Raw genomic sequence first — 21,685 nt, forward strand, 5'->3', positions numbered from 1 at the left:
TCACTCATTGGCCGGGTGCGGCGGCTCGTCTTGACCAACGCTCCACCAATGAGTGTCCGCCACCGATCTGAGGAACGTATCGCGATCACGATCGTCCATGCCGAGCATCTTCGCGAGCACCCTCTCCGCCGTGGGATCGGCCGGCCAGCGCAGCCGCGTGCCGTCCGACCGTGAAACGCGAACCATGAGCTCTGCAACGCCAGCTGGATCCTGGGCCTCCGGCAAGCGCTTCAGCCAAGCGTCGTTGCGATATGCGACGAGCTTCGAGTAAGGCGATGATGTTGGATAGCCAACCGGAAGATTCGTTCCGCGATCGATATTGCCACCGAATATCGAGGTTGCATAAAGTCCGGCTTCGATCAGCGCAACCCGGATGCCGAATCGATCGACTTCGTGGCGCAGCGCCTCCGTCGCGCCTTCAAGAGCGAACTTGCTCGCCGAATAGCAGACGTCCGCAGGCAGTCCGGCTATTCCGGACAGTGAGCTCACCATGATGACGTAGCCGGACCGCTGCAGCCGCATTTGTGGCAACACCGCCCGCGTCAGCAACATGGGTCCCACGAAGTTGGTTTCCATGACTTCGCGAATCTGCCGCTCGGTCAGATCCTCGAACGCACCTGGATGCAAAATGCCGGCGTTGTTCACCAGAACGTCCAGCCGCCCCGATTCAGCGACTATCTGTCGCACCAGCGGCGCAAAACTTGCGCCTTTAGTGATATCGAGTTCGACGCAGTGTATGTCGAGCGACTCGGCCCGCGCCCTGTCGCGTAGCGAGCCGCCACGGGCGGGATTTCGCATCGATGCGTAAACGGTATCACCTGCGCGCGCAAACGCGAGCGCAGCCTCGAGCCCGAAGCCGCTGCTGCATCCAGTTATGACGACAACGGCCATGGGTCAGTGACTCACCGCGGGCGCGTCTCGAGTGGCTGTTGCGGCACCGATCTGCCGCCGTATCTCATCCAGGCTTTTCATGATGGCGATCGTCTCCTCGAGCGGCATGACTGTGCTCTGCCGGTCACCTCGCGCCAGGCATCGCTTGACCTCGAGCAACTGGTACCCATAGCCCCCGGTCGGCAGCGGAAATTCCAATATCTCGCTCGTCCCGGCGTAATCGATGATCTCGAGCGTCAGCGGGCAATATACCGGCGCAGGGATCCGGATCCGGCCGCGCTCGCCCAGTATCTCCATATCCGGCGGCCGCCGCGAGCGCATGGATACAAATTGCAAGGCCTGGGCCGCCGGCCAGGACAATAGTGCCGCAAATTGTTCATCAACACCGGTCTTGCCGATCAAGCCGTTCGCGCAGATCGACTGCGGTGCTCCCAGCAGCATGTGACACAGCGATACCAGGTAGACGCCTGCGTCGAGCAGACAACCGCCACCCAATTGCGCACTCAACAGATAGTCCGGTGCATTTGCATCGGGCAGGAATGCGCCACCACCGGTGATGAGTCGTGTTGGACCTACTCTTTGGCCGGCGACAAGCCGGTGCAGCGCACTCATCACCGGCAGGAAGCGGGTCCACATCGCCTCCATCACGAATGTGCCGGTTGCTGCAGCGGCTGTAGCCACTTTCGATGCTTCCTCGGCCGACACCGCGAAAGGCTTCTCACACAAGACCGCAATACCGTGCCGAACACATGCCAGCATTTGCGCGGCATGCAACGCCGGCGGACTTGCGATGTAGACGAGATCCGGCGCGGCCGTCGCCAACATGTCATCCAGATCGACGAAACTCGCGACACTACCGAAACGGCTCGCAAACCGCCGGCTCGTTGCAAAATCGCGCGAGCAGTGCGCAACCAGCGCGTAGCCATGCTCTGCCATCAAGTTGATCTGCGCCGCCATGATCGCAGCCATCCGGCCACTGCCAATGATTGCGACCCGCAGGCCGGTCATCAGGGGGCAAGCCAGCGATACAGGGCAATACCGATGAAATTGGCGATGACGTAACCCAACATGCCGATCGTGATGGCGGGTGTTACCAAGGCACGCCACCCCTTGGTGGATGCGATCGCGGCGGCAGCGCCAGCGCCGACGATTGCCGCGCCCGAACCAACGACCATCGAGGGCACGTCGATGCGCAGCAGGCGCGCTCCCAGCAACAGCACGATGAATTGTATTGCCAGCATGTAGGCGCAATAGACGAACAGTACCGGCGCGGAACGAAGAAAACCGATTGCGTCAGTCCCCGCCCCGATCATCGCAAAAAAAGCGTACATGCAGAGCATGCCCAGCTCGAAATCGCCCTCCAGTCGCGCAAACCTTCGCGGCATGACATTCGCGACCGCGACCGTGATGACAGTGATGTAAAAAAGATTGTAGGTCTGGTGGCCGAATCGTGCGCTCAATTTGGTCGATACGGCACAGATAGCGAGACTCATCGCAAGCGCCAGCGCCAGATGCGACGGACGCAACGACGGCTTGGACTGCGCCGTGATCGCTGACCGCTCGACAGTCTCCTGATTGCGAGCGACACCGAGCCAGCGCTGCACCCAGGGCAAGGCCGGCAAAGTCACCAACACCAACAGGCCCAGCACGCTGACCGGCGCACTTGCGCTCAGCGATACGCTGAATTCAGTGGGTGTCATTTCAACGGCTTGCGAAATGGCGACGAAATTGACGACACCGCCAATGAATGCGCCGGCATAGGTTGCCGCAATCTTTGCGCCTTCTTGGCCGAGATCGAAAAGGTAATAGCCGCTCACTGCACCGAGGCAAACACCGACGCTCGCGATCATGAATGCCGGCAGCACCCAGCCGCCGCGCGAGATGACCTGGCGAAGATCGGCTTTGAATAACAAGAGTGGTACTGCCATTGGCAACAAATACTGGCCGACGAATCCAAAGGCGGCTGCCTCGCGAGGTATAACGCCGGTGTTGGAGAGCAACAGACCGATGCCAATGACCCAGGGCACGCCCGGCACGACGCGCGCGATCGGTCGACTGTCGATCCAGAATCCGAACCAGGCCAGTGCGAAGATGACGGCGGCCAGGGCAAGATGATTTTCGGGATCGATCACTGAACAGTCTCCCAGTACGACCGCGGGACTGCCCTGGGCCGGAATCGAACCGGCACGGCCTTGCGGCCAACGGATTTTAAGTCCGTTGCGTCTACCAATTCCGCCACCAGGGCAATGTTATATTTTTCAATATGCTATACGGCATTTCTCGAGCGATTCAAACACAAGCCTAGGTACTGCGACGCCAGAAACTCTGCATTTCGATGAATGTAAATGACGCCGACCAGGTAATCAGCACGAAACCAGCGAGTGACTCCGGGCCGGCGAGTATGCGGATCGCGCCATGCGGCACGATGTCACCCAGGCCCAGGGTCGTAAAGACCACGGCAGAAAAGTAACCGCAGTTGACGATGTTGTCCTCACCGATACCTTGCAACACCCCATAAACCGGATCCTGCAGCAGAAACAGGTAGGCCAGAGCGAAGAGGAAAATCTGCAGGCTGTGTACCGTGAGAATCGCAAAGATCAGCAGCAGAATTCGGCGGCGGCTGCGCGTATGCATGCGCGGCAAAGTCGCCGACAGCCAGGCAAGCGCCTCGTAGTGAATGAGGACGCACAGGCTGACCATGAACAGGGCGAGCAGGGAGACGACGACAACTGGCGTATGCAAGAAAATCCGGACCCATGCAATGAAATCCGGGAGAAGAATACCACTCGCACCGCGCCGACAAATGGGGGCGACTGGAGGCTAGGGTCGGAATCGAACCGGCGTCCACGGCTTTGCAGGCCGCTGCATGACCACTCTGCCACCTAGCCTTGCGTGGCGATCCGCCGCCGAAGCGGGGGACGGCACTTTAATGGCAGCCTCTGGCAGACGCAAGGCGCCGCATGGCATGCAGCCTGGCACAGGCGCTACCTGACGGTAATGTGAATCGTCTCGGAAACCACCGGTGGGTCGTGTGGTATGTGCAGGTAATCGCCGAGGAGCAGCGTCAGACTGTGCTCGCCCGGTGCGAGCTCGATCTGGGTCTCTGTCTGGCCGCCGCCAAAATGCCGGTGCTGCTCATCGTTCGGAATCGGTTGGCTCAAATCGGGCAGACCGGTGTCGATCAGCAAATGGTGATGACCCGAATTCGGCGCAGTGTCGCCGGCCTTGACGATCGCGACGCCTTCCGCGCCGAACCGAACCGTCACCGGATTCGTTACGGTCGCACCATCCACTGGTTCGATGATGAAAACGCTTGCGCCGGAGGGAGCAGGTGTACGTGGCAATGCAACCGGCGCCGTGGGCGGCGCGGCATTCGCAGGTTCGGCGGGCGCGGGCGATTGCGCACCGCGCTGACACCCTGCCGTCGAAATCGCAACCACGATCATCGCCATCCAGCACGCGTTCCGCGCAGTCGTTGCATTCATGTTGATTACCTCCAGGCGCCCGATCATACGCATAATGCCCCGATACATCACACTGGGAATCGCACACCTCATCTGCGGCCAGGGCTGTTGCGCGCACGCATCACCGCCCTATGAAAGCGGAGCACGTCGGTCTCCGCCGACACGTTCCACCCGCTCAAAGTCGCGGCATTTCCGCCAGCGCGGACTCGCGCCCCGATCGTTTGCGTGGATACGGCGCGAGCATGCTGAGCTTGAGCCATCGTGGGAACTGGCGCACAAGGCGCGCCGGACCGGTCACTACAATGTGACCGCTGCGCAGTTCGGCGCGAAGATCGCGGAAGCCACGCCAGGTCTCGATGAACAGGCGCAGCTCGGCCCGGACATGAAGATCCACGTCATAGCCCGGATCCTTGAGGCACATTTCGACCACACCCGAGTCATTGATCAGCCAGAAACGCCGGGTGTCGGCGGGCGCTCCAACGAAATGAAATTGCATCACCGTACGGCCAGGGGGCATGTTGTCGGTGTCGAGTCGCGTGTGCATGCTCCAGGCAAGAAAGGCCGGGTCCATGTCATCGTTGACCATATCCCGGCCCCAGTTCTGACCCCAGACCGCCAGGCTCTCGAGCATGGGCTCCAGGTCCCGCCCGGCTGGGGTGAGACGGTAGATACGCTTGCGGCCGCGCTTCGCGGCGGTACGCTCGAGAATGCCTGCCCGCACGAGCTGATCGAGTCGCTGCGAAAGTAGCGACGGCGAACAGCGGGGCACACCTCGCTGGATCTCACCGAACGACTCACAACCGTCGACTACACGGCTTACGATGAGGATCGTCCAGCGTTCGCACAGGAGCTCTGCGGCCAGCGCGAGCGGGCAATATTGTCCATATCCCCTCGCCATGCCTGCAGTTTCACCCGAATGCCGCGGCAATGCCACTACAGATTTTGCAGTAGTTGCCATTCGACAGGGTAATTACACTCGGCCTAATACCTGGAGCCTGAGGTATATGGCCATGCAATTGAAGAGATTCGCGCTCGGCGCGTTGCTCACCTGCGCCGCGGTCACGGGCGCGCAGGCCCGGGAGTCCGACAACAACACGCCCGACGCCGTGATGACCAGATTGATCGCGGATTTCAATGCGGCAGTATTGCGATTCGCGAAGGCCGAAGATGGGCTATTCACGCTGAAAGGACTTCGCACGGCGACCATGATGCATATCGCGATGCATGATGCATTGAATAGCGCCGATCAAAGATACGAACGTTACACCGACTCCACGCAAGCGGATATCGACGATCCATACGCTGCCGCCACCAGCGCCGCCTACACGATCGTTTTGAAGCAGTATCCCCAGCAGCGTGACACCTGGGCGCAGCTGCGTGGCCGCATCCGCGGCGCAGACACACGCAACAAGAATACCGAATTCGGGCAAAGGCTTGCTGAAAGCCTGTTCGAGGGCCGCGATGGTGATGGCTGGAACAGCGAAGCCGAGTATCGGTTCCATCCGATGGGCCCCGGCGTATACGCTGAATTCGCCGAGCACAGCGGCACACCGCAGGGATTTGTCTTTGGTACCGGCTGGGCGCGAGCGCGACCATTTGGGCTGGAGAGTGCTTCGCAGTTTCGCAGCCCACCGCCACCGGCTATCGATAGCCGCGAATACGCGCGCGCCTTCGAGGAAGTGAAGGCGTTGGGTCGTCATGCAAGTACGGCGCGAACTGCCGACGAAACGCACCTTGCCATGTGGTGGAAGGATTTCGTCGAAAACTCACACAATCGACTGGCTCGGAAATTGGTTGTCGAGGACCAACTCGATCCCTGGCGCGCCGCACGCATGTTCGCGCTCCTCAATATGGCGATCTACGATGGTTACCTCGCATCGTTCGAGAACAAGTTTCACTACAACCACTGGCGACCCTATACGGCGATTCGCTGGGCGGAACACGATGGTAATGCGCTCACACAGGCCGACGAATCGTGGGATAACCTGCACCACCATACCTATGCATTTCCCTCCTACCCTTCCGCGCATGGCACGGTCTGCGGGGCGGCGATGACGGTACTGGCCGACAGTTTTGGCGCGATGCGCGAATTCACCATGGAGACCCGCGAAGTCGACTCGTCGGGCCCCGGTTCGCCGCCCATGGCCACGCAACCGCCCGTCCGCCACTTTCGCAGTTTCGATGAGGCGGCCCGCGAGTGCGCCATGTCCAGGGTATATCTCGGCATCCATTTCCGATACGACTCGGAATTTGGTCACGATCTCGGCACACAGGTCGCCGACTTTCTGCTACGCCGAAAGCTGATACCACTGCGCCATTGATCGGCGCTTATCAAGGAATGGAGCGGGAAACGAGACTCGAACTCGCGACCCCGACCTTGGCAAGGTCGTGCTCTACCAACTGAGCTATTCCCGCAATCAAATAGGATCGGACCGGGCGGCAAATTGTAGGGTCACGGCCCGGCAAGTCAAGGGTTGGCCTTCGCAGAATTTTCGAATGGCCTGATTCGGCCGCGTCGAGGAGGGCTAGGTATCCTCCCGGACGGCAGCGCCTCGCAACTCCGGCCAGGCGGCACGTAGATAGAGGAACATCGACAGCAACGTAAGTACGGCTGCAACCGCCGTCAGCAACAAGCCCAATCGGTACAGCGGCAGCCCAAACAGGTTTTGCTCATAAAGCAGCATCGACAGACCGACAATCTGAAGAATGGTCTTCAATTTGCCGACCGACGACACTGCGACCTTCGTCCGCTGCCCGAGTTCGGCCATCCATTCCCGCAATGCAGAAATGGCGATCTCGCGCCCTATGATCACGATGGCGCAGAAGACCAACAGCATCCGCGGATCGCTTCCGACCAGTAGCACGAGCGCAACGGCAACAATCAATTTGTCGGCAACCGGATCGAGGAACGCGCCGAGCCGGGATACCTGGTTGAGTTTTCGTGCCAGATAGCCGTCAAGGCTGTCGGTGATTCCTGCGATTGCAAATGCGAGGCCCGCCGCAGGACGTGCCCAGGTATAGGGCAGGTAGAACAACACGACGATCAGGGGGATCGCCAGGATTCGCAGCCAGGTAAGCGTATTCGGTATCGTGATGAACATCGCGAACTCACCGGCCGGGGTGCAGATGATCATACAGGTTCTTCGCGAGAACCGGGCCTATCCCCTCAACCTTGCGCAGGTCATCCTCGCCCGCCCGCAACACGCCCTGCAGTCCGCCGAAATGACGCAGAATCTGCCGCCGCTTGGCGGGTCCAAGGCCAGGGACCGTTTCAAGGATGGACTCATTGAATCGCCGCGCCCGACGACGGCGGTGGCCGGCAATCGCGAATCGATGGGCCTCATCGCGAATGCGTTGCAACAATTGCCTGACAGCCGCCGACTGCAGTTCGATGCCACCAGACGCGGATCCAAGGAAGTAGGTTTCGTGACCGGCCCGGCGCTCCGGGCCCTTGGCGATGCCAAGCACCGGGAGGTCGGCAAATCCACATTCCGCAAGTGCCTCGCGCGCCTGGCGCAGCTGGCCGGCACCGCCATCAATCAGAAGCAGATCGGCGGGCGGATACTCCCCGGCCGCAACGCGCCGGTATCGGCGCACCAGCACCTCACGCATGGCGGCGTAATCATCACCCGCGGCGACGCGCCCCGACAGTGCATAACGACGGTATTGGTCCTTCATTGGACCGGTGGGTCCGAAGAGGACACATGATCCAACAGTTCCTTCACCTTGCGTGTGGCTGATGTCGTAGCACTCGATGCGTGCAGGTGATTCGGCGAGATGCAGCGCAGACGCGAGCGCTGCGAGCGCGGCCGACGATGCGCCGCTCTTCTGCCGCCTCAGCTCCAATTGAGAACGAGCGTTCTGCAGGGCGAGCGCAGTCCAGCGCTGCAAGAGGCCTCGACGAGCCGTTCGTATTGAGACTGTATGACCGGCGTGCTGGGTCAGCACCGCAGCCAGGGCATCGGCAGCGCCTGGTTCGCGATTCAGTATGACCTCGGGCGGCGCCGCAACGCGATCGTAGTACTGGAGCAGGAACGCACCCAGCGCTTCCTCGCCGTTATCAAGGCCAGCGCGCGGAAAGAAGGTGTTGGTTCCGAGGTTTCGACCTCCGCGTATCACCATGATGCATATGGCCAGATCCCCCCCATCTTCGAGCAATGCGCAGACATCCACGTCACGAGCACTGCCAGATGAGACTACCTGCTCGGCCTGTATGTCTTTGAGCGCAACAAGCTGGTCGCGCAATTGCGCAGCGGTTTCATAATCCAGCTGTTCCGATGCGTTTTCCATGCGTTCGACCAGATCCTTGCGCAATTCTTCACTGCGGCCCTCGAGCACTTTGACTGCGTTCGCGACGTCCTTGCGATACTGCTCGTCGCCGATCAGGCCGACACATGGCGCGGAACAGCGATTGATCTGGTGCTGCAGGCATGGCCGGCTACGGTTCGCGAAATAGCTGTCGCGGCAATTGCGGATTCGAAACATCTTCTGCACCTGACCAAGCGTCTGGCGCACCGCGTAGGAATTTGGGTAGGGACCGAAATATCGGCCAGGCTCATCGCGGGCACCGCGATAGAACTGCAAGCGCGGATAGGGGTGGGCGCTGGTCAGGTGAATGAATGGAAAACTCTTGTCATCGCGCAGGATGATGTTGTAGCGCGGCCGATGTTCTTTGATCAGGTTGTATTCGAGGATCAGAGCCTCGACATCCGAATTGACCAACGTGAACTCGAGACGCTCGACCTGCGCGACCATCAACGCAACCTTTGGAGCGAGCTGGCGTGGACTGAAGTAACTCATGACACGATCGCGCAACCTGCGCGCCTTACCGACATAGAGCAATTCACCATCGTCGCCATACATCCGGTAGATACCGGGTCGGCGCGGCAGCAGTCGCACCTGTTCGCGCAACGCGGCTGCCACAGTGCGCCGAACTTCTGTACTTTTAGCCGCCATCTGCGTTGGCGCCGGCGACAAGCTGGGCGCAACGCGCAGCCGCCGCCAGGACCTCCTTGAACATTGGGGCTGTCAGCCGTCTCGTCTGGGTGTTGTACCGGCTGCAATGGTAGCTATCGAACAAAGCTGGCGCCTGTGCCAGAGCATGCTGCGCGCCGTGCGCAAAAACGGCCGCAGCGCGTCTATGGCCGACAGCGTCCAGGACCGCATCGTGCGCAATTCGCCCGAGCGCCACGATTGCCCGCAAGCGGGTCATGGCTTGAATCTCGGCGCGCAAGAAGCCGTTGCACTCGCGAATCTCGGCCGGAGTCGGTTTGTTCTGCGGCGGCAGGCAGCGCACCGCGTTGGTAATTCGCACGCCCAGGAGTTTCAGATCATCGTTCGCCGCAACAGACGCTGGCTGGGTACCCAGTCCGAGCTCCGCGAGGGTTTGGTAGAGCAGAATTCCGGCGAAGTCACCGGTGAATGGCCGCCCGGTCCGATTCGCACCATGCATGCCGGGCGCAAGCCCGACGATGAGCAACGGCGCATCGAGATCGCCGAATGGCGGTACCGGTTTTGCGTAATAGAGCGGGTGCTGGCCGCGCACGCCGGCCAGATAATCGGCCAACCGAGCGCAACGACGACAATCGCCGTCATGCCAGGACTGCGCCAAATTCAATCGTCCATGTGCCGCACGACAGCAGCAGCAAATCCGGAGCAACTCATCAGCGTGGCCCCTGGAACCAAACGCTGCAGATCGTCTTCGACATTCCTGCGGCCCGCGATGTCGAGCTTACGCGCGCGGATTCCCTCACGCAGTCGCGCCAGGTCGTAGGTGAGCTCTTTTGCGGCGATGGTGTTGGCAACACCCTTGACGATCAGATCCGCCGCCTCCGTCATGCCAAGGTAGCGGAGCATCATTTCGGCGGAAAGAATCAGCGAACCAGGGTTCACCCGATCCTTGCCGGCAAAGCCAGGCGCCGTGCCATGCGTCGCCTCGAAAACGGCGATCCCATGCCCGATATTGCCGCCCGGGGCGATGCCAATACCGCCAACCTGGGCGGCAAGAGCGTCGGATATGTAATCGCCGTTCAGGTTCAAGGTTGCGATGACGTCATACTCTTCCGGTCGCAACAGAACCTGCTGCAGAAAATTGTCGGCGATGACGTCCTTGACGACGATCGGCCGATTGGTGCGCGAATTCATGAACTGCAACCACGGTCCGCCATCGAGCGGCTCGGCACCGAACTCGTCCTTGGCGAGCTGGTAACCCCAGTTGCGAAACGCACCTTCGGTGTATTTCATGATATTGCCCTTGTGCACAAGGGTCACGGATACGCGATCGTTATCCACCGCATACTGGATCGCCTTGCGTATGAGGCGCTGACTGCCCTCCTTCGAGACGGGCTTGATGCCAATCCCCGAACTTCCTGGAAACCGGATCTGGGTGGCACCCAGCTCATCGCGCAGAAAGTTGATCAGCTTCTGCACCTTGACCGAACCGGCCGGGTACTCGATACCCGCATAGATGTCTTCAGTATTCTCGCGAAAAACCACCATGTCGGTCTGGCTTGCATCCTGCATCGGACTCGATACACCGGGAAAATAGCGAATAGGCCGGACACAGGCGTATAGATCGAGCTCCTGGCGCATGGCAACGTTGAGCGATCGTATTCCCTCCCCTACGGGCGTCGTCAGCGGACCCTTGATCGAGACGACAAATTCACGAAGCGCCTGCAGGGTTTCGGTGGGGAACCAGCTGCCATAGATCCTGTTGGCCTTCTCGCCTGCGTAAATCTCCATCCAGTGGATCTTGCGTGATCCACTGTAGGCACGCGCCATGGCTGCATCGACCACCGCATGCATTGCCGGGGTAACATCGATGCCGATGCCGTCGCCTTCGATGAATGGAATGATCGGGCTCGCGGGAACGCTGAGGTCGCCATCCGGCCTGACGACGATCCGCTCGCCCTTCTCGGGCACCTTGATGTGATCGTAATGCATCGCGAAATTGTACACGAGCGCACGCTGACGCCCGCGCCGGGCGGCGATTCGTCGCGCAGTGATTGTCAGTCGTATGCTGCGGATCGACCCGGAGCGGTTTCTCGCAAATGGCGACCAATTCGCAGGGCGAGCTCCAGGGCCTGCTCGTAGTTAAGCCGAGGGTCCACGGTGGAACGATAGGCGCGTTTGAGATCGGCGTCCGAAAGCCCGCGCGCACCTCCCGTGCACTCGGTAACGTCATCCCCCGTCAGCTCGATATGCACCCCGCCCAGCCGCGATCCGCACGCGCGGTGGATTTCGAACGCCTGCTCGAGCTCACTCAGGATGTTCTGGAATCGCCGGGTCTTGTAACCACCGGCTGTCGTTTCGGTATTGCCGTGCATCGGATCGCAGACCCAGAGCACTGTCTGCCCGGTGGCACGCACGGCTTCGATGGCAGCCGGGAGATTGTCTGCGATCTGGCCCGCGCCATAGCGATGAATCAACGTGAGTCGACCCGGTACGTTGTTTGGATTGAGCACCGTCACGAGCTGCTGCAGCCACTCGGCATCCATTGCCGAGCCGACTTTGACCGCGATTGGATTGGCAATACCGCGAAAATATTCGACGTGCGCGCCGCCGAGTTGTGCGGTGCGCATCCCAATCCACGGCAGATGCGTGGAAAGGTTGTACCAGCACTTGCCGCGCGCATTGAAGCGCGTTTGTGCCTGCTCGTAATGGAGCAACAAGCCCTCATGGCTCGCAAAGAACTCCGCGCGCGCTGTCTCATGCACCTGCTTGCGCGTGACCGACTCCAGGAATTCCAGGCTATCGGCGATGGCCGCGACGATCTTCTGGTACTCGATTCGTTGCTCGGAGTGCGATACGAAACCGAGGTCCCAGTACTCCGGGTGATGAAGGTCGGCGAAGCCACCGTCGATGAGTGCGCGAATGAAATTCAGGGTGAGTGCCGCGCGCTCATAACCACGCAGCAACAATTGCGGATCAGGTTCACGCGACGCTGCATCGAAAGGAGCGCGGTTGACGATCGCGCCGCGAAACGCCGGCAGGGTCAGTCCGTCGCGGGTTTCGGTCTCTGCCGATCGCGGCTTTGCGTATTGCCCGGCGATGCGCGCAATGCGCACGACCGGGCAGCGGCCGGACTGCATCAGCACGAGGCTCATCTGCAGGAGTATCTTCAACTTGCGCACGATGACGTCGGATTCGCAGTCCTCGAGCGTCTCGGCGCAGTCGCCCCCGTGCAGGACGAAGCGCTCGCCACGCTGCGCGGCAGCGATCTCCCGGCGCAGGTTCTCAACCTCCCAACTGACGACCAGCGGTGGCAACCGGGACAGTGCCCCGACGACGGCCTGCAGCGCATCCGGGTCGGCGTACCGCGGTTGCTGAAGAGCCACGCGCGCCTGCCAGCTGGCCGGGTGCCACTCGGAATGATTGGTATTTCGGGTCATCGGAACGGATCCTAACCAGCAATAACTCTTTTGTAAAACAATATCTTGCGCCTATTACCTCCGAGCCGCCGCAGTGGCAGCGCCGGCGCTTCTCGGGCAGAATGCGCGGCTTTTCCGGATGCGGTGATATATGCACGACGTACTCATACTCGGTGCCGGCAAGATTGGCGCCCTGATCTCGGGCCTGCTCGGCCAGTCGGGAGCCTACCGCGTGACGCTGGCGGACATGGCCGCAGACGCCGCACGCTCGGTTGCCAATGCCCACGGCCTGGACACCATACACGCTGCCCAATTGGACGCTACCGACGAGACGGCGCTGCGAGCCTATTTCGTGAAGAATTCGCATGCGGCCGTTATTTCGAGCCTCCCCTACTACTGCAATCCGCTGGTAGCGAAGCTCGCACGCGAGCGTGGCATGCACTACTTCGATCTCACCGAAGATGTTGCGGTCACCAAGGCGGTGCGCGAACACGCGCAGGGATCTCGCCAGGCGTTCGTGCCACAGTGTGGACTGGCACCTGGCTTCATCAGCATCGCGGCACATGAACTGATGACACACTTCGATGACTGGGTCAGCGTCAAGTTGCGTGTCGGCGCATTGCCGCAGCATCCGAGTAATGCGCTGCAATACTCGCTCACGTGGTCGACAGACGGCCTCATCAACGAATACTGCAACCCCTGCGTCGCAATCCTTGACGGCAAGCAAGTTGAGCTGCCGCCGCTCGAAGGAATGGAAGAAATTGAAATCGACGGCACACGCTACGAAGCGTTCAATACGTCGGGCGGACTCGGCTCCCTCGGCGAAACCTTCGGAGCACGCTGTGAGACCATGGACTACAAGACCATGCGTTATCCCGGTCACTGCCAACAGATGCGGCTGCTGCTGAATGACCTCAAGCTGAGGCATGACCGCGCGACCTTGAAGCGCATCCTGGAGAATGCCGTGCCCACAACCCTGCAGGATGTGGTGGTCATATATGTGTCGGTCGCGGGCCACCAGGACGGTGAATTGCGCGAGGAGAATTACGTCAGCAAGATCTATCCCCAGGTCATTGCGGGTCGATTGTGGTCTGCCATACAGGTGACAACCGCAGCAGGTATTTGCGCTGTTGTAGATCTGGTCGTCGAATCCGGGAATCGCTTCCAGGGATTCATCACACAGGAGACGTTTCGCCTGGGCGACATCCTCGGCAATCGATTCGGACGCTATTACGCGCCGGGCGGAAGCAAGGACGTATCGGCTGATCTGGTCGCGGGCGGCAAGGGTGGCCGCCAGCGCCGCACGGCGAGAGGTGCAACATGAGCAAGATCAATGGTCCAATCGCGAATGCGGCGGGCGTACTCGCGCGCCTCGGTATCGAGGACGTCAATCCCGGCGCCTGCTCCGGCATCGGCGAGTGGCCACGGGACCAGGCAGGCGATGGGATCGAAGTGCGCAATCCGGCGACCGGGCAACGCATCGCGACCGTGGTACCCGCCAAAGCCAGCGACTACGATCGCATACTCGGACAAGCCGTCGCCGCGGCTCGAACCTGGCGCGCGGTCCCGGCCCCGAAGCGAGGCGATGCTATCAGGGTATTGGGCGAGCATCTGCGCAAACACAAAGCGGACCTCGGTGCGCTCGTAACAATGGAAAACGGCAAGATCCTCGCTGAGGGACTTGGTGAAGTGCAGGAGATGATCGACATCGCCGATTTCGCGGTCGGTCAGTCGCGGATGCTCTACGGGCTCACCATGCACTCCGAACGTGCGCAGCATCGCATGTACGAGCAATGGCACCCGCTCGGTATCGTCGGCATTATTTCCGCGTTCAATTTTCCGGTAGCCGTGTGGGCATGGAATGCCGCATTGGCTGCGATCTGCGGCAATGCCTGCATATGGAAACCCTCACCCAAGACCCCACTGACGGCCATAGCAGTGCAGCGAATCTGCAACCAGGTCATGCGCGAACTGTCACTGCCGGCAATATTCCAGATGTTCATCGACGGCGGGACTGAGCTTGCGTCGCGCTTTGTCGACGACCCGCGGGTCGCACTGGTCTCATTCACCGGTTCGACCCGAGTGGGTCGCCGGGTCGGCGAACGCGTTGCTGCACGCCTGGGGCGAAGCCTCCTCGAGCTCGGCGGCAACAACGCGATCATCGTGGACGAGACTGCGGACCTGGCGCTCGCCGTGCCAGCGATCGTATTTGGCGCTGTCGGTACGGCGGGGCAGCGCTGCACATCGACGCGTCGCGTCCTGGTGCACCGCAGTCGCGAAGAAGAACTGTGCAAGCGCCTCGTGGCCGCCTACAAGCAGGTGCGCATCGGCAATCCTCTGGAGACTGGAGTACTGATGGGCCCGCTTATCGATGAGCCTGCGGTACGGAATTACCTGCAGGCCGTATCTGCCGTGCAGGCAGCCGGCGGCAGACTCTTGTGCGGCGGCACGCAGCTCGACGGCCCGGGCAATTTCGTCTCACCGGCGATCGCCAGCGCGAAGAACGAGTGGGAGATCGTACAGACCGAAACCTTTGGGCCACTGCTGTACGTGATCCCCTACGACAAGCTGGAAGAGGCGATCGGCTTGCAGAATGCGAGCGCACATGGCCTGTCGTCAGCACTTTTCACGACCAATTTGCGAAACGCCGAACATTTTCTCTCGGCCAATGGCAGCGACTGCGGCATCGCCAATATCAACATCGGTACGTCAGGCGCCGAAATCGGAGGCGCGTTCGGCGGAGAGAAGGATACGGGCGGGGGCCGGGAATCGGGTTCCGATGCCTGGCGCAATTACATGCGTCGCCAGACCAATACGATCAACTACTCGTGCGAACTGCCGCTTGCGCAGGGAATCAAGTTTGACCTGGGGTGAACGGCGCAGGCCGCCGGGTCGCCTGGATCCGGCCCGGCAGCAGTACACGAACACAAGCACCGCCGAGTTGCGAGTCGGCAATCGAAATTTCGCCGCCATATAGGTCAACGGTGTCACGAACCATGGCGAGACCGAGTCCGTGGCCCGGCGCCCGTTCGTCAGCACGTACGCCACGCATCATCACCGACTCCCGCGCGCCGCTCGCGATACCCGCGCCGTCATCCTCGACCATCAACAGCAGAGCGTGCGCCGGCGCTTCGGCACTACTCAACTGCGCACGGACACGGACCGTGCTGCGGCACCATTTGCACGCGTTGTCGAGAAGATTACCCATCAGTTCCATGAAATCCGCGCGATCGCCAATGAAGGCGAGATCGGCCGGCACGTCGACACTGATCGAAAGGTCCTTGCTGCTTCCGTAGACACGCAGCATCGCGTTTCGAAGCTCGGCGACTATTGCACGGACCGGGACCGGCGCCTGCCCCACGGTTGCGCCGCCACTGGCTGCTGCACGCGACAGCTGGTGCTCGACGATGTCGCGCATGCGATCGACCTGCTCATTGATCACGATTGCGTCGCGCGATTGCGCGCCGTCCGTCGCGGATCGAATAACCGACAATGGCGTTTTGAGACTGTGAGCGAGGTTGCCGAGCGTATCGCGATAACGGGCGATGCGTCTGCGCTCCGCCGCAAGCAAGGCATTGAGGTTGCTGGTAACGCCCTGCAACTCACTCGGATAGATTCCGCTCAGGGCTTCGCGATCGCCATGTTCGATTTCTCGTATCTGCTGCTCGAGACGGCGCAACGGCCGCAATTGACCGCGCAACAGCACCGCGATCGCGAACAACAGCAACAGAGTCATTGCAACGAACCAACCGAACAGACGGCTGCGGAAACTGCGCAATTGCGCATCGTAGGGCTGCAGATCGCTCGCCACGCTGAACTGCAGTTTCTGCAGGGCGCCATCGGCGGTCTCCCAGCTTATCAACCGACTGGCTATCGCAAGCCGACCGCGGGTCGGTGTCGTCGTGTAGTGGAAAGAGTCCCGCTGATCCTCGCCCAGCCGCCCGAAGTCGACGAACGAGCCTGCAGTCGACGCGGAGCGCCATAACGATTCGCCTTTGACCGTGCGAATCTCCGCGAACAAACCCGAACCCGGCGTATCGAGCCGCGAGTCCGGCAGCCGGGCCGCGCTCGAGACCCGGCCATCCGCAGCGGGTTCAATTGCGGCTATCAATGCCAGCATCTGCGCATCCAGCAATTCACGTAGCGAGCGCTCCGACAGATCGCGGAACATCGCGTCAAGAATGAGGATTGTCAGTCCGAAAAACAGGATCAGAACGACACTGACCGACAGGAGCAGACGGCGAGTCAGCGACGGAGCTGAATCAGCGGACACTGATCAGCTGCGCGCCAGCGCCAACCGATAGCCGCGGCCGCGCAGAGTCTCGATTGGCTTCAACGACTCCTCTGGATCGAGCTTCCGCCGCAGGCGGCCGATCAGGACTTCGATGACATTGCTGTCGCGCTCGAAGTCCTGCTCATAAAGGCGCTCGGTCAGATCCGCCTTCGATATGACATCGCCTGCACGCAGCATCAGATGCTCGAGCAACCGGTACTCGAAAGTCGTCAACTCAACTGGCCGACCCGACACGGCGACGGTCTGCGCTCGTGTATCGAGAGCGATGGGTCCGCATTCCAGTTGCGGCGATGACCATCCGCCGGAACGTCGCAGCAGCGCCTGGACTCGCGCGAGCACCTCCTCGAACTGAAACGGCTTGGCAACGTAGTCGTCGGCGCCCGCGTCAAGCCCGGCGACCTTGTCCTGCCAACGATCACGCGCCGTCAGGATGAGGATGGGAAAGGCTTTTTTTTCGCTGCGCAACTTGCGGATTACATCCAACCCGGAGAGTTTCGGCAGTCCAATGTCGATGACCGCGACATCGATTGGGTACTCCCTGCCGGCATAAAGCCCTTCCTCGCCGTCGGCTGCAACATCGACACTGAAACCGGCATCGGCAAGCCGCAAACGCAACTGTTCGCGCAACAATTCCTCGTCTTCGATCACCAGCACTCGCACGATTGGTCTCCCGCGATCAACTCAGCGCAGTTCGCCGGTGTCGGCGTCAACCGTTACCGACCACACCCGCCCCTTGTCCGACAACAGCCGCAGGACATACACCTTGCGGCCGCCCTCTTCCGAAACGTCCGCTCGTACGACACGGGCCTTGAACATTTTTTCGACCATCTTCACGGCATCATCGATCGATATGCCCGCACCCTTGTCATACCGGGCGACTGCCCGCGACAGCTCGTCCCCGAAATACTGGGTTCGCGCCCATGCCACCTGAGCCAGGACCAGGCCGGGAATCAACAGCAAAGCCATGAGCAATTTCCGCATTGGATCGAATTCTAGCGTCTGTCCCTGGGCGCAAACAGTGCGCGGGCGCACACCGCGCCCGCGCACCGTGCATTCATCGATAGTCGTCCGGCTCCACGTCGACCCGGACACGTATCTGCTTGCCCGGGTCATAGGGCAAGCGTGTCGTGTAGCGTCTGCCAGCATATTCGTAGGTCACGCGATAGCCCTCGACGCGCTCTTCGACTTCCTCGCGATAGCGGGTATCGCAACGCTCCACCGTGTACGGCTCGTCGCGACGGTGGTCCGCATTGCCGTAACGCGGATCGTTCGCCCGCGCGCGCTCACCGGCATCATGGCCAAGGGCAGAGCCGATGATGGCACCGGCTACGGTTGCAGTTCGCCGACCGTCGCCGCGACCGATCTGATTGCCAATCGCCGCGCCCACGATGCCACCCAGGATCATTGCGCCAGCGGTGCCCGGGCGTCGCGGATCGCCTCGACGTGCATAGCGATCCTCGTAGCGCGTCTCCTCGTAACATTCGCGCACTGGCACGCTGACCCTCACCTGGCGCAGCATCGGCTCGACGTCGATGACGTCGGCGTATTCATATGCCGGCGCTTCGCCGTATCGCTCGCCGTGCCAGCCCCGGTCGGGTCCAGCCACGGCAACCTGTGCCGAGATGACAAGTCCGGCAGCGATCGTTCCTGCAAATATCCTGCTCGCCATAACGCCTCCTTCGAAGCTCATCGAGTCCCACATGCCACGACCATACGGGCTGATTCGAGACTCGCTGCCATGGTATTGCGCCATCAATGAACGCCTACTGAATGCCGCACCACGGAAAAATTCCCTTTAAAAACGGGACTTTGCATGCTGCCAACGCCGTTCCCATTCATCGCTCCCGGCACCGGCGAAGGGAACCTGGTCGAGCGCGGCGGCCTCCTCCATCGCGCGGAATCGGGTGGCGAATTTATGGTTCGCAGCTCGCAATGCCACCTCCGGATCAATGCCGACGTGGCGCGCCCAGTTGACCAGCGAGAAAAGCAGGTCGCCAAACTCTTCGGCAAATCGTTCCCGGCCCTCACCGTGCGCCAACGCCGCGTCCGCCTCATCGAGTTCCTCGGCTACCTTGCATCGCACGGCCTTCGCGTCCGGCCAGTCGAATCCGACGCGGGCGGCACGCCTGCCGAGTTTGGCTGCGCGCGCCAGGGCTGGCAGCGCCTGCGGTATGTCATCGAGAGTACTCGTATGTCCTTTAGCTGATCGCTCCTGCGCCTTGATGGCGTCCCAGTCGGCAGGCGCGATCTCATCGGCGGCATGATCCTGCGGCGCAAAAACATGCGGATGCCGTCGCACGAGCTTGTCAGCAATGGCATTCGCCACATCATCGAAATCGAATTGCCCGCGTTCTTCCGCGATACGCGCTAGAAAAACGACCTGGAACAGCAGATCACCCAATTCGTCGCGAATATCACTGCTCTGTGCGCCGCAAATCGCCGCTTCTAGCTCATAAGCTTCTTCGATGGTGTGTGGCACGATGCTCGCGAAAGTCTGCACCCGATCCCATGGACAACCGCGCACCGGATCGCGCAGCGCAATCATGACTTCGCGCAACCGGTCGATGGCAGCAAGCCGACTCATGTCTGTTGCGCCTCGGCACCCAGCAGCAACTGCGCCAGCGTCAAGACGATGCCGGCCGTCGCGCCCCAGATAAGCCGATTCTCATAGTGCAGGTCGAGCAAATCGTAGGGCACGCCATCGTGGTAGCGTCGCTGCGCGACATAGTTGCGCCTGTCGATGGCGTACACGAGGGGCAATTCGAACACGGAGCTCACCTCGGAACTGTCGATTTGCAATGAAAAATCCGGGCGCACCAGGCCCACTACCGGAGTGACCCGATAACCCGAGAAAATGAGATGATCCGGCAGCACGCCGAGCACGTCGACATGGCTTCTGGCCAAGCCAATCTCCTCCTCCGCTTCGCGCAGTGCTGCACCAGCCGCATCGGCATCGCCAGCCTCGATTCGACCGCCGGGAAAGCTCACCTGGCCGGCATGGCGGCGCAGATGACCGGCTCGCTCCGTCAGCAACAACGTCAGACCTTGCATATGATCGATGAGCGGCACGAGCACGGCAGCAGGCTGCAGCGTGGCGGGCATCGTTGCAGGCAGTTGCTGGTCCGCCGGGACAGGTTTGCCGCGATAGTAGACTACCGCCCCCCTGCTGGATGCAGCCGGGGACTTCAGTCGCCTGACAATCCGATCGCGTTGCGCTGCGGACGCGAGTCCGGCATCGACGTCGACTTCAGTCGTCATCGGATTCGTTCAGCCCGCCCCTGGTGAGCCGCAACGGATCGAGAAGCCTGGCAAGCCGCTTCGGTTCGATGCCGCTCATCTGCGCCGCTACTTCCGCGATGCTGCGATGTTCCGCGAATGCCCGTTGCGCGATAGCTGCCGCCTTCTCATAGCCGATCAGAGGCACCAGAGCGGTGACCAACACGGGATTCGCTGCAAGTGGTTGCGCGATGTGCTCGGCGTCGGGCGCAAATCCCGCTATCGCGTCCCGCGCCAGCGAACGCGCGGCTCCTGTCAGCAAGCGGATGCACGACAATAGATTGTGTGCGATCAGCGGGAGCATTGTGTTCAACTGGAAATTGCCGGACTGACCGGCCATCGCGCAGGCCAGGTCGAGTCCGACGACCTGCGTACAAGCCATCATGACAGCCTCGGGTATGACCGGATTGATCTTGCCCGGCATGATGCTGGAGCCCGGTTGCAGCGCCGGAAGTCGGATTTCGGCGAGGCCGGCATTGGGTCCGGAATTCATCCAACGCAGATCGTTCGCTATCTTGTGAAGCGCCAGGGCGAGTTGACGCAATTGCGAAGACAGATCGACTGCAGCGTCCATGCCGGACATGATGGCGAAGCGGTTTGACGAAGGCGTGAGCCTGAACCCGGTCTCCGTCGCCAGCAGCGCGCAGCAATGATCAGCGAATTGTGCGTGCGCGTTGACACCCGTACCCACCGCCGTACCACCGAGCGGCACTTCGAGCAGCCGCGCCTGCACGGCGTCGAGTCGCTGCAGCGCGTTTTCCACCAGGCCGCGCCAACCGGAAATTTCCTGGCCAAGAGTGAGCGGCATCGCATCCATCAGGTGGGTGCGGCCGGTCTTGGCGATTTCGCCGATATCCGATTCTCGCGCAAGGCAGCTTTCCACCAGTGCCATGCATGCCGGCGCAAGCTGCCCGCGCAGGCCATCCAGCGAAGCAAGATGAATGGCTGTCGGAATCACATCGTTGCTGCTCTGGCACAGGTTGACGTGATCGTTCGGATGTACCGGTAAAGGTGTGTGGGCGCCCGCGAGCCGGGCGATTACTTCGTTGACATTCATGTTCGTCGAGGTACCGGACCCAGTCTGGAATACATCGACGGGAAACTGCTCGTCGTGCCCGCCGCTCGCGACCTGATGCGCGGCCTCGGCGATCGCGCCAGCACGGTCGCGATCGAGGAGCCCAAGATCGGCATTGCAGTGCGCCGCAGCGCGCTTGATGAGGGCAAGGGCGCGAATGAATTCCGGCGGCATCCTGAGCCCACTGATCTGAAAATTGCCGACCGCCCGCTGGGTCTGCGGTCCCCAAAGCGCATCCGCCGGAATCTCGACCGAACCCAGGCTGTCATGCTCGCTGCGAAAAAGCTCGGCCGGCATTTGCTGAGGGACTCCGCGG

The 21,685-nt window shown here is 61.2% G+C and carries 21 protein-coding genes and 3 tRNA genes; 3 read left to right on the plus strand and 21 right to left on the minus strand.

Going from position 1 to position 21,685, the window contains the following annotated elements; translation table 11 throughout:
* From R3E77_09885 to R3E77_09920, 8 genes are all read right to left on the minus strand, one after another.
* Entirely contained in the window at window positions 1-891 is an 891-nt protein-coding gene (locus R3E77_09885; GenBank protein ID MEZ5499725.1) for an SDR family oxidoreductase, read from the minus strand.
* 3 nt (window positions 892-894) lie between these two features.
* Window positions 895-1,899 carry a Gfo/Idh/MocA family oxidoreductase gene (locus R3E77_09890; protein ID MEZ5499726.1) on the minus strand — a complete coding sequence of 335 codons (1,005 nt, stop codon included), beginning with the start codon at window positions 1,897-1,899 and terminating at the stop codon, window positions 895-897.
* Complete coding sequence (locus tag R3E77_09895) at window positions 1,899-3,023, minus strand: DUF819 family protein (GenBank protein MEZ5499727.1); 1,125 nt, start codon at window positions 3,021-3,023, stop codon at window positions 1,899-1,901. Before R3E77_09895 ends, R3E77_09890 begins: the two co-directional genes overlap by 1 nt.
* A 29-nt stretch (window positions 3,024-3,052) precedes the next feature.
* Window positions 3,053-3,136: transfer RNA gene (locus R3E77_09900), tRNA-Leu, on the minus strand.
* 56 nt (window positions 3,137-3,192) lie between these two features.
* Window positions 3,193-3,633: an ion channel gene (locus R3E77_09905; protein ID MEZ5499728.1), complete on the minus strand. Its 441-nt coding sequence runs from the start codon at window positions 3,631-3,633 to the stop codon at window positions 3,193-3,195.
* Between the two features lie 72 nt (window positions 3,634-3,705).
* Window positions 3,706-3,779, minus strand: a tRNA-Cys gene (locus tag R3E77_09910).
* Window positions 3,780-3,875: 96 nt separating this feature from the next.
* The gene (locus R3E77_09915; GenBank protein MEZ5499729.1) at window positions 3,876-4,376 is read right to left on the minus strand and encodes a DUF4399 domain-containing protein; all 501 of its coding nucleotides are present in this window, start codon (window positions 4,374-4,376) and stop codon (window positions 3,876-3,878) included.
* Window positions 4,377-4,530: 154 nt separating this feature from the next.
* On the minus strand, window positions 4,531-5,253 hold the full coding sequence (locus R3E77_09920) for a helix-turn-helix domain-containing protein (GenBank protein MEZ5499730.1): 723 nt from the start codon (window positions 5,251-5,253) through the stop codon (window positions 4,531-4,533).
* Window positions 5,254-5,365: 112 nt separating this feature from the next.
* Between R3E77_09920 and R3E77_09925 the strand changes: the two genes are divergently transcribed.
* Window positions 5,366-6,676, plus strand: a complete 1,311-nt coding sequence (locus tag R3E77_09925) for a vanadium-dependent haloperoxidase (GenBank protein MEZ5499731.1) — start codon at window positions 5,366-5,368, stop codon at window positions 6,674-6,676.
* Window positions 6,677-6,694: 18 nt separating this feature from the next.
* Here the strand turns inward: R3E77_09925 and R3E77_09930 are convergent.
* The 6 genes from R3E77_09930 to R3E77_09955 form a co-directional block, all read right to left on the minus strand.
* Window positions 6,695-6,770: transfer RNA gene (locus R3E77_09930), tRNA-Gly, on the minus strand.
* A gap of 110 nt (window positions 6,771-6,880) precedes the next feature.
* On the minus strand, window positions 6,881-7,456 hold the full coding sequence (gene pgsA / locus R3E77_09935) for a CDP-diacylglycerol--glycerol-3-phosphate 3-phosphatidyltransferase (GenBank protein MEZ5499732.1): 576 nt from the start codon (window positions 7,454-7,456) through the stop codon (window positions 6,881-6,883).
* A gap of 7 nt (window positions 7,457-7,463) precedes the next feature.
* Window positions 7,464-9,278 carry an excinuclease ABC subunit UvrC gene (uvrC, locus tag R3E77_09940; protein ID MEZ5499733.1) on the minus strand — a complete coding sequence of 605 codons (1,815 nt, stop codon included), beginning with the start codon at window positions 9,276-9,278 and terminating at the stop codon, window positions 7,464-7,466.
* Between the two features lie 22 nt (window positions 9,279-9,300).
* Window positions 9,301-9,921 (minus strand): uracil-DNA glycosylase, encoded by a 621-nt coding sequence (locus tag R3E77_09945; GenBank protein MEZ5499734.1) that lies wholly within the window; start codon window positions 9,919-9,921, stop codon window positions 9,301-9,303.
* Window positions 9,922-9,968: 47 nt separating this feature from the next.
* Window positions 9,969-11,297, minus strand: coding sequence for an NADP-dependent isocitrate dehydrogenase (gene icd / locus R3E77_09950; protein ID MEZ5499735.1), 1,329 nt, complete (start codon window positions 11,295-11,297; stop codon window positions 9,969-9,971).
* A 65-nt stretch (window positions 11,298-11,362) separates the two neighbouring features.
* Window positions 11,363-12,745 carry a 3-deoxy-7-phosphoheptulonate synthase class II gene (locus tag R3E77_09955; GenBank protein ID MEZ5499736.1) on the minus strand — a complete coding sequence of 461 codons (1,383 nt, stop codon included), beginning with the start codon at window positions 12,743-12,745 and terminating at the stop codon, window positions 11,363-11,365.
* A 130-nt stretch (window positions 12,746-12,875) separates the two neighbouring features.
* Here R3E77_09955 and R3E77_09960 point away from each other — a divergent pair, with 130 nt between their 5' ends.
* A complete protein-coding gene (locus R3E77_09960) occupies window positions 12,876-14,048 on the plus strand; it encodes a saccharopine dehydrogenase C-terminal domain-containing protein (protein ID MEZ5499737.1) in 1,173 nt (390 codons plus the stop codon).
* Window positions 14,045-15,598: an aldehyde dehydrogenase family protein gene (locus tag R3E77_09965; protein MEZ5499738.1), complete on the plus strand. Its 1,554-nt coding sequence runs from the start codon at window positions 14,045-14,047 to the stop codon at window positions 15,596-15,598. The genes R3E77_09960 and R3E77_09965 overlap by 4 nt, the downstream gene beginning before the upstream one ends.
* Here the strand turns inward: R3E77_09965 and R3E77_09970 are convergent.
* The 7 genes from R3E77_09970 to R3E77_10000 form a co-directional block, all read right to left on the minus strand.
* Window positions 15,579-16,997, minus strand: coding sequence for an ATP-binding protein (locus tag R3E77_09970; GenBank protein MEZ5499739.1), 1,419 nt, complete (start codon window positions 16,995-16,997; stop codon window positions 15,579-15,581). The genes R3E77_09965 and R3E77_09970 overlap by 20 nt on opposite strands.
* A 3-nt stretch (window positions 16,998-17,000) precedes the next feature.
* Window positions 17,001-17,678: a response regulator transcription factor gene (locus R3E77_09975; GenBank protein ID MEZ5499740.1), complete on the minus strand. Its 678-nt coding sequence runs from the start codon at window positions 17,676-17,678 to the stop codon at window positions 17,001-17,003.
* Between the two features lie 21 nt (window positions 17,679-17,699).
* Window positions 17,700-17,999 (minus strand): PepSY domain-containing protein, encoded by a 300-nt coding sequence (locus tag R3E77_09980; GenBank protein ID MEZ5499741.1) that lies wholly within the window; start codon window positions 17,997-17,999, stop codon window positions 17,700-17,702.
* Between the two features lie 73 nt (window positions 18,000-18,072).
* The gene (locus R3E77_09985) at window positions 18,073-18,687 is read right to left on the minus strand and encodes a glycine zipper 2TM domain-containing protein (protein ID MEZ5499742.1); all 615 of its coding nucleotides are present in this window, start codon (window positions 18,685-18,687) and stop codon (window positions 18,073-18,075) included.
* A 126-nt stretch (window positions 18,688-18,813) separates the two neighbouring features.
* Complete coding sequence (gene mazG, locus R3E77_09990; GenBank protein MEZ5499743.1) at window positions 18,814-19,602, minus strand: nucleoside triphosphate pyrophosphohydrolase; 789 nt, start codon at window positions 19,600-19,602, stop codon at window positions 18,814-18,816.
* Window positions 19,599-20,276 (minus strand): CoA pyrophosphatase, encoded by a 678-nt coding sequence (locus tag R3E77_09995; protein ID MEZ5499744.1) that lies wholly within the window; start codon window positions 20,274-20,276, stop codon window positions 19,599-19,601. The genes mazG and R3E77_09995 overlap by 4 nt, the downstream gene beginning before the upstream one ends.
* A complete protein-coding gene (locus tag R3E77_10000; protein ID MEZ5499745.1) occupies window positions 20,266-21,666 on the minus strand; it encodes a class II fumarate hydratase in 1,401 nt (466 codons plus the stop codon). The genes R3E77_09995 and R3E77_10000 overlap by 11 nt, the downstream gene beginning before the upstream one ends.
* Window positions 21,667-21,685 lie beyond the last annotated feature (19 nt).

The organism is Steroidobacteraceae bacterium (assembly GCA_041395505.1).
Lineage (GTDB): Bacteria > Pseudomonadota > Gammaproteobacteria > Steroidobacterales > Steroidobacteraceae > JAWLAG01.